Below are 12,477 nucleotides of genomic sequence, written 5' to 3' on the forward strand. Positions count from 1 at the left end.
CGCCGTATGACGACCGCGGCAGAGCTGATGAGCAGGATCACCGCCGAGCTGAGCACGGGTCTTGCGGCGGCGGGCAGGGGACGGGGGCGCCCGACGCTGGTGGCGGTGGCGCACGGGAGCCGGGACCCGGCGGCGGCGCGTACGGTACGGGCGCTGCTGGCGGCCGTACGGGCGCAGCGCCCGGGGCTGCGGGTACGGCCGGCCCACGTGGAACTGAACGAACCGCTGCTGCGGGACACGTTGCACACGCTGACGGGCGACGCGGTCCTCGTCCCCCTGCTCTTCGCCCGGGGCCACCACGTCACGAGGGACATCCCGGATGCGGTACGGGCGGCGGGGGTGTGGCCCTCGGCCCGCGTCGCCGGCCCTCTCGGGCCCCATCCCCTCCTCGCCGCCGCGCTCGCCGGCCGGCTGGCGGAAGCCGGGTGGCGCGGTGACGGGGTGGTGCTCGCCGCCGCCGGGTCGCGGGCCGCCCCGGCGGCGGCCGACACGGCCGCCACCGCCGCGCTGCTCGCCGGCCGGCTCGGGGTGCCCGTGCTGCCCGCGTACGCCTCCGCGGCCGCGCCGACCGTCGCGGAGGCGGCCCGCACCCTCGCCGCCCGGGGCTGCCGCCGTATCGGGGTGGCCTGCTGCTTCACCGCCCCCGGCCTCTTCGCCACCCGCACCGCCGCCACCGCCCGCGACCTCGGTCTGACCGTAGCGGCGCCGCTCGGCGCCCACCCGGCGCTCGCCCGGCTCATACTCCACCGCTACGACGAAGAGCTCGCCCGCGCCGGCACCCGGGCCGGCGCCCCCGGCGCCCCGGCCGCCGCCACCGCCCGTGCCGCCGCCTGACGGCGAGCGGACAGCTCTGCGTAACCGGACTGTTGCCGCTCCGTCAACCTCGCAGTTCTATGGTGCGAAGGCGGCTCGCGGGCGGCTGTCCCCGGGCTCCCCCACCTCAAGGAGTGGATGGTCGTGGAGCGCCGTTCTTTCCTGCGCGGAGCGGTCGTCGGCGGTTCGTCCGCGGCGTTCGGCGGCAGTCTGTGGCGGGGTTCCGCCGCCGCGGATCCGGCGCAGCCGGGGGCCGGCCCGTACGGGGCGCCGGGCCAGGCGGACGGGAACGGGATCCGGCTGCCGCAGGGTTTCACCAGCCGGGTCGTGGCCCGCTCCGGGCAGCAGGTGGCGGGGACGTCGTACACCTGGCACCCCGCGCCCGACGGCGGCGCCTGCTTCGCCGACGGCGACGGCTGGATCTATGTCTCCAACTCCGAGGTCACCCCCTCGGGCGGGGCCGGCTCGATCCGCTTCACCGCCGCCGGCGAGGTGGCGGGCGCGTACCGCATCCTCTCCGGAACCCGGCAGAACTGCGCGGGCGGCAAGACGCCGTGGGACACCTGGCTCTCCTGCGAGGAGGTCGACCGCGGCTACGTCTACGAGACCGACCCCTGGGGCGCGAAGGCCGCGGTCCGGCGGGACGCGATGGGCCGCTTCACGCACGAGGCGGCGGCCGCGGACCCGGAGCGGCGGGTCGTCTACCTGACCGAGGACGTCTCCGACGGCTGCTTCTACCGCTTCCGGCCCACCACCTGGGGCTCGCTCTCCGCCGGCACCCTGGAGGTGCTGCGGATGGGCTCGGGCACCTCGGGCCCGGTGACGTGGGCGCAGGTGCCGGACCCGAGCGGGGCGTCGACGGCGACGCGCAACCAGGTCGCGGGCGCGAAGCGGTTCGACGGCGGCGAGGGCTGCCACTACGCGAGCGACAGCGGCATCTGCTGGTTCACGACGAAGGGCGACGGCCGCGTATGGCAGTACGACGCGGCCGCGCAGACCCTGGAGCTGGCGTACGACGACTCCCTCGTACCGGGCGCCGCCCCGCTCACCGGCGTCGACAACGTCACCGGCAGCCGCTCCGGCGACCTCTACGTCGCCGAGGACGGCGGCACCATGGAGATCTGCCTCATCACCCCCGACGACGTCGTCGCCCCGTTCCTGCGCGTCGAGGGCCAGGGCGGCTCGGAGATCACCGGCCCGGCCTTCACCCCGGACGGCACCCGGCTCTACTTCTCCAGCCAGCGCGGCACCACGGGCAGCTCCTCGGGCGGCCTCACGTACGAGATATCGGGCCCGTTCCGCACCTGAGCCCGCCCGCCCCCGTCACCGGGGGTTCCGCCACAGCCGTACGGCGCCGTCCTTGCGGTCGGCGCCCGCGATCAGCTTCCCGTCCGGGCTGAACGTCACCTCCTCGACCGCGCCCTTCCCCTCCTCGTCCTCCTCGCCGGTCTCCAGGAGCGCGCGCGGCATGCGGTCGGCCACGTTCCACAGCAGCACGCCGCCGCCGAGGGCGGTGGTGGTGGCGATGGTCTTGCCGTCCGGACTGAACTCCAGGTCCGCGACGGCGGTGAGGTAGTCGTTGCGGAGCATCCCCTTCTTACGGCCCGTGGTCACGTCCCACAGCCACACCTCGCCGTCGGGGTGGCCGACGGCGAGGGTCCTGCTGTCCGGGCTGAACGCCGCGGCCGTCGCCTCCCGGGGCTGGTCGAGGATCTGGCGCGGGCCGTCCTGGCCGTGTGGTTGCGGGTCGAGCTTCGCGACGTTCCAGAGCTGCGTGGTGTCGTTGCGGCCGGAGTTGCTCTCGGAGTCGTCGCCCGCCGAGGCCACCGTCCTGCCGTCCGGGCTGAAGGCGAGGGCCGTGACGTCCGACCTGTGGTCGAAGTACGCGACGATGTCGTCCGAGCGCTCGGCGGGGTCGAACAGGTACACCGAGCCGGTCCTGCTGCCGATGGCGAGCAGCTTGCTGTCCGGCGAGAACGCCAGGCTCTCGCCGCCCATGTGCAGGTAGTTGAGCGGCCGGTGCTTCGCCACGTCCCACAGCCCGGTCTGGCCGGTGGGGAGGCCGGTGGCGAGCAGCTTGCCGTCGGGGCTGTACGTGACGGTGCCGACGCCGAACACGTTGCCGGCCTCGTCGTCCTGGGTGAAGGCGGCGCGCTGCTTGCGGCGGGCGACGTCCCAGAGCCGGATCTTGCCGTCGTCGCCGACGGTGGCCAGCGTCTCGCTGTCCGGGCTGAAGTCGATGCCCGCGGGGCCGGCGGCGCGGGCGGGGAAGGCGAGGGTGCCGGTGGGCTCGTACGTGTCGTACGGGGAGTCCGCCTGCGGCTTGCCGGGGTCGCCGGAGGGCAGGAAGACGGCGATCAGGACGAGGACGAGAACGACGGCGACGGCCCCGCCGATCAGCAGCGCCAGGGGCGCGAGGGTGCCGGTACGGGCGTCGGGGTCCGGGGGGCGGGGCACGGTGCCGGGGGCGGCCGGGGCGGCGGCGGTGCGGGTGGCGAGGTCGTGCGGGCCGGGCGCTGCCGGCGCGGCGGGTCCGGCGGGGGGCGTGCCGGCCTCGTCGAGCGCCGTGGGCCGGGCGGACACCGTACGCTCCGCGTCCCCCGGGCCTGACGCCACGGCCGGTCCCGCGACGCCGGGAGAGGTGCCCGGCGCCGGCACCGCTAAGACGGTGGCCGGGTGTCCACCCGCGCCCGCGGCGGCGGCCAGGCGGCACAGCTCGATGACCTCGGCGGGCGTCGGCCGCCGCTCCGGATCCTTCGCCAGGCAGGCCGCGGCGACGGCCCGTACCGGCTCGGGACTTCCGTCGAGGTCGGGTTCCTGCTCCAGGATCCGGTAGACCACGCCGTGGTCCGTACCGCCGCCGAAGGCGTGCCCGCCGGTCGCGGCGAAGTGGGCGACGCCGCCGAGGGCGAAGATGTCGCCCGCCTCGGTGACCGTCTGGCCCCGGATGTACTCCGGCGCCATGTAGGCGGGGGTGCCGGTGCGTACGCCGGTGGCGGTCACGGCGGTGAGGTCCGCGGCCCTGGCGATGCCGAAGTCGATGACCTTGGGCCCGTCATCGGTCAGCAGGATGTTGGAGGGCTTGAGGTCGCGGTGGATGACGTCGGCGGCGTGGATGGACTGCAGCGCCTCGGCCACTCTGGCTATGAGCGCCAGCGCCGCGTCGGCGGGCAGCGGCCCGCTCTCGGCGACCGCGTGCTGGAGCGAGGGCCCGGGCACGTACGCGGTGGCGAGCCAGGGCTCGTCGGCCTGGAGGTCGGCGTCGACGACGGGCACGGTGTAGAGGCCCTGCACCCGCCGGGCGGCGGCGACTTCCTGTGCGAAGCGCTGACGGAACGCCGCGTCGCCCGCGTACTCGCGGTGCACGAGCTTCACCGCCACCGCGCTGCCCGCCGGCGTGCGCCCCAGATAGACGCGGCCCATGCCGCCCGCGCCGAGCACCGCCTCCAGCCGGTAGGGACCGGCCACGGCGGGGTCGGCCGCCCCCAGCGGCAGGTGCGGCGGCGCGACCGCGGACCACCCCGCGTCCCCCGTACGGCCGTGCGGCACGGCCGACTCGTCCGGTCGGGACATGCTCCCCCCTCACCCCCGGCGGCCTGCCGACCGCCTCGCCTGCCCGGAACCGCCACCCGCGGCCCCGTAGAGCGAACGACAGCGTAACGAACACCGCCCCGCCCGCGGTCCTCGCGGTGAGCGGCCGGTCTCCCTTCCCGCACGGAGCGCTTTCGTGTCGGCGGGCGCGGTGCACCGGGCGCGTTTACGGTGGTCGGGGGTGTGCGTACCGCAGGCGGCACGGCGCGCCGCCCTGACTGCCGTGTGCTCGACGGAAGGTGACCCATGAAGATCGCAGTCATCGGCGGAACCGGCCTGATCGGGTCGCAGGTCGTGAAGAAGCTGACCGCGGCGGGACACGAGGCCGTGCCGCATTCACCGTCCACGGGAGTGGACGTGATCACCGGCGAGGGCCTGGCCGAGGCGGTGGCCGGCGCCGACGTCGTCGTCAACCTGACGAACTCCCCGACGTTCGACGACGCCTCCCGGGCGTTCTTCCAGACCTCGATGGACAACATCCTGGCCGCGTGCCGGGGCGCCGGGGTACGGCACGCGGTGATCCTGTCGATCGTCGGCGTCGACCTGGTGCCCGGCCTGGACTACTACCGGGCCAAGTCCTTGCAGGAGGACATCCTGAAGGCCGGCCCGATCCCGTACTCCATCGTCCGCGCCACCCAGTTCATGGAGTTCATGGCGCCGACCCTGGCCATGACCACCGACGGCGACACCGTCCGGCTCCCCTCCACCCCGGTCCAGCCGATCGCCGCCCAGGACGTCTCCGACACGGTCGCCGAGGTCGCCGCGGGCAGCCCCCTGAACGGCACGGTGAACATCGCGGGCCCGGACGTCTTCCCCCTGGACGAACTCGGCCGGATCACCCTGACGGCCCGCCCCGACGGCCGCGCGGTCGTCACCGACACCACCGCCGGCATGTTCGCTGCGGCCCCCGGCGACGCCCTCCTCCCCCCGCCCGACGCCCGCATCGCCCCCACCCGCTACCGCGAGTGGCTCGCCTGAACCAGGGTCGAGGGGCGGCGCCCCCGCACGGGCGCCGCCCCTCTGGGAACCGGTCTGCCGTCGGGTGAGGGTCAGGGCAAACGCCGACGGTGGCCGGGGGATCAGGTGGCCGGTTGCGGCTTCCTGCCGGTCCTGGCGTCGCGGGCCGGCTTGCCGTTCGGGGAAGTCCCGTTCTGCGCAGCGCCGTTCCGCGTCCCGTTCGCCGCCGCGTGGGCCGCCGCCCGTGCCGCCTCCAGCCGGGCCACCGGGATGCGGAACGGGCTGCACGAGACGTAGTCGAGTCCCACGTCGTGGAAGAAGTGCACCGACTCCGGGTCGCCGCCGTGCTCGCCGCACACGCCCAGCTTCAGGTCGGGGCGCGTCGCCCGCCCCGCCTCCACCGCGTCGCGGACGAGCGCGCCGACGCCGTCCTTGTCGATCGTCTCGAACGGGGAGACGCCGAAGATGCCCTTCTCCAGGTACGCGGTGAAGAAGCTCGCCTCCACGTCGTCGCGTGAGAAGCCCCAGACGGTCTGCGTCAGGTCGTTGGTGCCGAACGAGAAGAAGTCCGCCGACTCCGCGATCTGACCCGCCGTCAGTGCGGCGCGCGGCAGCTCGATCATCGTGCCCAGCGACAGCTTCAGCTCCACTCCCCGCGCAGCCTCGACCTCCGCGATGACGGCCTCTGCCTCGTCCCGTACCAGCTCCAGTTCCTGCACCGTGCCCACCAGCGGGATCATGATCTCCGCCCGCGGGTCGCCCTTCGCCTCCAGGCGCTGCGCCGCCGCCTCCGCGATGGCCCGCACCTGCATCGTGAAGAGCCCCGGGATCACCAGCCCGAGCCGCACGCCGCGCAGGCCCAGCATCGGGTTCTGCTCGTGCAGCCGGTGGACGGCCTGGAGCAGCCGCAGGTCGTTCTCGTTGTGGTCCTTGCGGGACTCGGCGAGCGCGACCCGTACCGACAGCTCCGTGATGTCCGGCAGGAACTCGTGCAGCGGCGGGTCCAGCAGCCGCACCGTGACCGGCAGCCCGTCCATCACCTCGAAGAGCTGCACGAAGTCCCGCTGCTGGTGCGGCAGCAGCTCCTTCAGCGCCGCGTCGCGCTCCTCCTCGTGGTCGGCGAGGATCAGCCGCTCGACCAGCTCGCGCCGCTCGCCGAGGAACATGTGCTCGGTGCGGCACAGCCCGATGCCCTGCGCGCCGAAGCGGCGGGCGCGGGCGGCGTCGTCGAAGTTGTCGGCGTTGGCCCGGACACGCAGCCGGCGGATGCGGTCCGCGTACGACATGAGGCGGTGTACAGCGACGACGAGTTCGTCGGCGTCCTCGGCGCCCGCGTGCATGCGGCCCTCGAAGTACTCCACGACCGGCGACGGCACGACCGGCACCCGGCCGCGGTAGACCTTGCCGCTGGAGCCGTCGATGGACACGACGTCGCCCTCGTCGATGACCTCGCCGCCGGGCGCGGTCAGTTGCCGCCGCTTGGTGTCGACCTCCAGCTCCTCCGCGCCGCACACGCACGTCTTGCCCATGCCGCGGGCGACGACGGCGGCGTGCGAGGTCTTGCCGCCGCGGGAGGTGAGGATGCCCTCGGCGGCGATCATGCCGTCGAGGTCGTCGGGGTTGGTCTCGCGGCGGATGAGGATGACCTTCTCGCCGGAGCGCGACCACTTCACCGCCGTGTACGAGTCGAAGACCGCCTTGCCGACGGCGGCGCCCGGCGAGGCGGCGATGCCGCGGGCGAGCAGGTCGCCCTTGTGGCCGTTGTCGAACCTCGGGAACATGAGCTGCGCCAACTGCGCCCCGTTGACGCGCTGCAGCGCCTCGGCCTCGGTGATGAGCCCCTGGTCCAGGAGCTGCACGGCGATACGGAACGCCGCCGCCGCGGTGCGCTTGCCGACCCGCGTCTGGAGCATCCACAGCTTGCCGCGCTCGATGGTGAACTCGATGTCGCACAGGTCGCGGTAGTGCGTCTCCAGCGTCTCCATGATCCGCATCAGCTCGTCGTAGGACTTCTCGTCCAGGTCCTGGAGCTTGGCGAGCGGCACGGTGTTGCGGATGCCGGCGACGACGTCCTCGCCCTGCGCGTTCTGCAGGTAGTCGCCGTAGACGCCCTGCTGGCCGCTGGCGGGGTCGCGGGTGAAGGCGACACCGGTGCCGGAGTCGGGGCCGAGGTTGCCGAAGACCATGGAGCAGACGTTGACGGCGGTGCCGAGGTCGCCCGCGATGCGCTCCTGGCGGCGGTAGAGCTTGGCGCGCTCGCCGTTCCAGCTCTCGAAGACGGCCCGTACGGCGAGGTCCATCTGCTCGCGCGGGTCCTGCGGGAACGGCCGTCCCGTCTCCCTGGCGACGATGTCCTTGAACGTGCCGACGAGGGCTTCGAGGTCGGCGGCGTCCAGCTCGACGTCGGTGGCGACGCCCTTGGCGCGCCTGGCGTCCTCGATGGCGGTCTCGAACAGCTCGCCGTCGATGCCCTGCACGGTGTTGCCGAACATCTGGATGAGGCGGCGGTACGAGTCCCAGGCGAACCGCTCGTCGCCGGCCTGGGCGGCGAGTCCCGGCAGGCAGGCGTCGGTGAGGCCGATGTTGAGGACGGTGTCCATCATGCCGGGCATGGAGAACTTGGCGCCGGAGCGTACGGAGACCAGCAGCGGGTCGTCGGCCTGGCCGAGCCTCTTGCCCATGCGCCGTTCGAGGGCGTCGAGGTGGGCGCTGACCTCGTCGCGGAGGGCCGGGGGCTCGGCGCCGCTGGCGAGGTAGACCTTGCAGGCGTCGGTGGTGATGGTGAAGCCCGGCGGGACGGGCAGGCCGAGGTTCGTCATCTCGGCGAGGTTGGCGCCCTTGCCGCCGAGGAGGTCCTTGAGGTCCTTGTTGCCCTCGTGGAAGTCGTAGACGAACTTGACCACGGCGGCCTTGGCGGAGGCGGCCCCTTTCCCCGGGGACTTCTTCGCTGCCTTCTTCTTATCCGGCTTCGTTTCCGGCACGGGATCGACTCCTCGTGTGGGACCCCTGGCGGGGAGCTGCCCTGACGGCGAGGAACATACCCAGATCGAAGGCTCCCGGGGATGAGGCGTAGACGATCACGAGGGGGTTCGGCCCTCACACCTGGGATCCTGTCGGCGACCGGGAGCCGCGCCCCTTCTTCACTTCTCTTAACGACGATCCCGGACGGGCGGCTATCGGCAAGCCGGGGCGGGTCATCCGCGTTACGGAACGCGTCGGTGGCTTCGAGGGGTGAAGGAATGAGAGTGGCACTCAGTGCCGCGCATACGAGAGATGACGTCCACATTTGAGCGCTCGTTTGAGCGCAAGCCCTATCAAGCGTGGGGAGAATCACGCGATCGGACGGGCAGGATCTCACGATGTGGACAGCGGTCCGTGCGAAACACGGGCCGGCCCGCCCGGAGCCGGAGGCGGGCGGGCCATGCTCCCGCAACGTGCGTACGTGCGCCCCCGGTTCTGCTTGTCGACCCGACAGACGCGCGCTAGTTTTGCGTGCCAACCAGACTTAATAGCGCGATGACGCGTTGACACCTCGCCGAGGGAGGCGCTCGCATGAGCGGCGTGGAACACCGTCTTCTCTTCCACGGCGGGGCGTTCGCCGCGGTGACCCGCGCCGGGGACATCACCGGCGCCCGGGGCACGCAGCCGGACGGCTTCTTCCTCGGGGACACCCGGCATCTGAGCCGCTGGCAGTTGACGGTGGACGGCGCGGTACCGACCCTGCTGGTCGCGGAGCCCGCCGCGGCCGTCCTCGTACCGCCCACGGGCCGCGACGAGCCGCCGCCGCACACGGTCTTCCGCGAGCAGCGCGTCGAGGGCGGCGCGCTGGTCGACGTCCTGCGCGTCACCTCCAACCGCGCGGAGCCGGAGAAGCTGTGGCTCGCGCTCACGGTGGACGCGGACTTCGCCGACCAGTTCGAGTTACGGGCCGACCACCGCGTCTACGGCAAGTCGCACGCGGTACGGGGCCGGGAGGTGCTGCCGGCGGGCGTGGAGTTCCACTACCGCCGCGGCGGCTGGCAGGCGAGCACCACGGTCACGGCGGAGCCGCCGCCGGATGCGGTGGAGGAGACGGGGAGCGGCGCACGACGCCTGGTGTGGCACCTGAAACTGGACCCGCACGAGACCACGGAGCTGACACTCCGTGCCGCAGCCCGTCCGGGGGCGGGCCCGCTGCCGACGGCGGGGCCGGGGACGGTGACGGAGGACCCGGCGGAGGAGGACCCGGCCGTGGACGCAGCGGCACGCCGGGCGGCCACGGACGCCGGCGCCCGGGCCACGGGGACGGAGGCCGCGGAGGCGGCAGTCGGCGCGGCCCCGCGGCCGGCCGCCGTCGCCGCATCGCGGCCGGAGGCCGCGCCCGGTGCCGCAGACGTGCCGCCCGGTGCCGCCGGCACGGCCCGTACCGCCGCGACGCCCGTCCCCGCATCGCACCACCCCGCCCCCTGGCCCGGCCTCGCCCAAGCCGCCGAGCAGGGCCTCGCCGACCTCGACGGGCTCCTCATCCCCGCCGCCGGACCCGGCGGCGGGCAGGTGCGGGTGCCGGCGGCCGGGGTGCCGTGGTACCTGGCGCTGGTGGGCCGGCACGCGCTCGTGACCTCGCTCTTCGCACTCCGCCACCGCCCCGCGCTCGCCCGCGCCACGCTCCTCGCGCTCGCCGCGACCCAGGCGGAGGAGGCGGACGGCGAGCCGGGGAAGATCGTGCACGAGGTGCGCCACGGCGAGTTGGCCCACTTCGGCCAGGTGCCGTACGGGCGCTACTACGGGGCCGTCGACACCACCCCGCTCTTCCTCGTCCTCCTCGGCGCGCTCACCGGGCACACCGGCGACGACAAGCCGGCCCGCCGTCTGGAGCCGCAGGCCCGTGCCGCGGTGGAGTGGATGTTCCGCGACGGCGGCCTCGGCGACTCCGGCTACCTGCGCCACCGCGCCGACGACGGCCGCGCGGGCACGGGACCGGCGAACCAGAGCTGGCGCGACTCCCCCGGCGCCCTCTGCGCCGCCGACGGCACCCGCGTCACCGGAGCCCTCGCGCCCGCCGCCCCCCAGGGCTACGCCTACGCCGCCCTCGTCCACACCGCCCGCCTCGCGAGCACCGCCTGGGCCGACCGGCGGCTCGCCGACCGCCTCACCGCCGCCGCGGACGACCTCCGCGCCCGCTTCCTCACCGACTTCTGGCTCTCCGCCCAGGACTTCCCCGCCCTGGCCCTCGACGGCGCGGGCCGCCCCGCCGACGCGCTGGCCTCCGACGCCGGGCACCTGCTCTGGTCCGGGCTGCTGGATCCCGAGCGGGCGAGGCGGGTGGGACGGCGGCTGCTGGAGCCGGACTTCTTCTCGGGCTGGGGGGTGCGGACCATAGCCGCGGGGCAGGGGGCGTACCACCCGATGGCCTACCACCGCGGCAGCGTCTGGCCGCACGACAACGCGATCCTGACCCTGGGTCTGGCCCGCTACGGCCTCCACGAGGAGGCCCGTACGGTGGCGAGGGCCCTCACCGACCTGGCGGCCCACAGCGCGGGCCGTCTCCCGGAGGCCACCGCCGGCTACCCCCGCGCCTCCCAGCCCACCCCGGTGCCCTTCCCCCACGCCGCCTCCCCGCAGTCCTGGTCGGCGGCCGCCCCCCTCGCCCTGCTCACCGCCCTCACGACCGCGGGGAACCCGTCGGGGGGTCTGCCGTCGTGAGGGCGGTGTTCCGTCAGGCGGGCCCTGCGCCCGGGGTGATCGTCATGCCGACCGACCCGTAGTCCGGGCCGACGTGGTTGTCGCCGTAGAACCTCACGCCGGTCGAGGCCGAGGTGACTTCCATGACCCGGGTCGAGGAGCCCGTGAAATCGTTGCGGGTGATCGACACGTCGTCCGGCCCGTCGAGCTTGATGGACTGGTTCCAGCTGTCGCCCATCTCGTTGTCCGCGACGATCCAGTTCTTCATGCCGTCGGTGTTGCCGCCGGAGTTCCCGCCGCGGCCGTAGTCCTCGACCATCAGCCACTGGTGGATGCTCGGCACGCTGTTCTCGCGGTCCGGGTTCGCCGGGCCGACGGCCTTGTTGCCGCGGATCTGCACGTCGTCACTCGCGATGGGGTGCGAGCTGGACACCCACGTCTGGATGAAGTCGGTGTGGCTGTCACCCGGGTCGCCGGTCACGAAGTCGACGGCGGTGTTGTAGAGGATCTTGTGCCGGTTGCCGAAGAACGTGACGGCGTTCAGGTCGCCGGGGCCCTCGACGCCCTTGATGTCGTTGTTCTGGATGGTCACGTCGGTGTTGTCGTCCGAGTAGATGCCGTACTGCTGCTCGGCGTCGACCCGGCAGTTCTGGATCACCACGTGGTCGGCGTCGATCAGCACGCCGCCGCGGATGGTGTTGCCCTGGCAGTCGTAGACCTTGGGCGCGGCGGAGGTGCCGCCGGATTCGATCTCGAACCGGGAATCCCGGTCCGGAACGAGGATCGCCCCGGGCGGCGTCGCCACCCCGCCGACGCCGAGGGACTGCCCGGGAGGCTGCGGATCGCCACCGGGCTCCCCGGACACGGCCGCCTCCGTGATGCTCGTCCACTTGGACGAGTCGGAGGAGTCGTTGCCGTGCCCGACGATCCGTACGTAGCGGGCGGACCCCTCGGCGAAGTCGTACGTCTCCAGGCTGCGCGTGGTGCCGCTGCTGGTCTCCCGGGAGAGCACGGTCGACCACGTCGAGCCGTCCTGGGAGAGCTGGACGTCGAACGTCGACCTCCGGCTGTCCCCGACGTACCAGGCCAGCGCTACCGAGTCGACGGTGGTGACCGAGCCGAGGTCGAAGCGGATCCAGACCCCGTCACCGGCCCCTGACCACCGGGTGGAAAGGTCACCGTCGATCGCGTTGGCCGGCACGTTGCCGTCGTGGGAGCTGGCCGTCGCCGCCGAGATGGGCAGGGTCGCCGCCGACGCGGCCGGGGCGAGCAGCGCCACCGAGCCGACTGCGGTGCAGGCGCAGAGCGCGGCGGTGAGCATGCGTCTCACTGATGCGCCTTTCCTCCGTGCCGCAGGCGTGCGCGGGGACGGGCGTAAGACCGGAGGAGATGTCCGGGTGTTCGGATCGTTCACGTGCGTCTCCTTGGAGTACGGGCGGGAAGCGGCACCCGTGC

7 protein-coding genes are annotated in these 12,477 nt (G+C 73.7%); 4 read left to right on the forward strand and 3 right to left on the reverse strand.

The window, feature by feature from the left end; translation table 11 throughout:
- The first annotated feature begins 6 nt into the window (after nt 1–6).
- Both FB457_RS12355 and FB457_RS12360 read left to right on the forward strand, forming a co-directional pair.
- Nucleotides 7–834: a sirohydrochlorin chelatase gene (locus FB457_RS12355; RefSeq protein ID WP_052770280.1), complete on the forward strand. Its 828-nt coding sequence runs from the start codon at nt 7–9 to the stop codon at nt 832–834.
- Between the two features lie 123 nt (nt 835–957).
- Nucleotides 958–2,121, forward strand: coding sequence for an alkaline phosphatase PhoX (locus FB457_RS12360; RefSeq protein WP_047019890.1), 1,164 nt, complete (start codon nt 958–960; stop codon nt 2,119–2,121).
- Between the two features lie 15 nt (nt 2,122–2,136).
- Here the strand turns inward: FB457_RS12360 and FB457_RS12365 are convergent, their stop codons facing one another.
- The gene (locus tag FB457_RS12365; RefSeq protein ID WP_145781872.1) at nt 2,137–4,386 is read right to left on the reverse strand and encodes a serine/threonine-protein kinase; all 2,250 of its coding nucleotides are present in this window, start codon (nt 4,384–4,386) and stop codon (nt 2,137–2,139) included.
- Nucleotides 4,387–4,650: 264 nt separating this feature from the next.
- Between FB457_RS12365 and FB457_RS12370 the strand changes: the two genes are divergently transcribed.
- Nucleotides 4,651–5,382, forward strand: coding sequence for an SDR family oxidoreductase (locus tag FB457_RS12370; protein WP_047015694.1), 732 nt, complete (start codon nt 4,651–4,653; stop codon nt 5,380–5,382).
- Between the two features lie 101 nt (nt 5,383–5,483).
- Here the strand turns inward: FB457_RS12370 and ppdK are convergent, their stop codons facing one another.
- The gene (gene ppdK / locus FB457_RS12375; RefSeq protein ID WP_173534921.1) at nt 5,484–8,264 is read right to left on the reverse strand and encodes a pyruvate, phosphate dikinase; all 2,781 of its coding nucleotides are present in this window, start codon (nt 8,262–8,264) and stop codon (nt 5,484–5,486) included.
- Nucleotides 8,265–8,913: 649 nt separating this feature from the next.
- Between ppdK and FB457_RS12380 the strand changes: the two genes are divergently transcribed.
- On the forward strand, nt 8,914–11,043 hold the full coding sequence (locus FB457_RS12380) for a glycogen debranching N-terminal domain-containing protein (protein WP_145781874.1): 2,130 nt from the start codon (nt 8,914–8,916) through the stop codon (nt 11,041–11,043).
- Between the two features lie 13 nt (nt 11,044–11,056).
- Here FB457_RS12380 and FB457_RS12385 read toward each other — a convergent pair whose 3' ends face one another.
- Complete coding sequence (locus FB457_RS12385; protein WP_253911591.1) at nt 11,057–12,343, reverse strand: discoidin domain-containing protein; 1,287 nt, start codon at nt 12,341–12,343, stop codon at nt 11,057–11,059.
- Nucleotides 12,344–12,477 lie beyond the last annotated feature (134 nt).

It is taken from the genome of Streptomyces sp. CNZ287, from assembly GCF_007827615.1.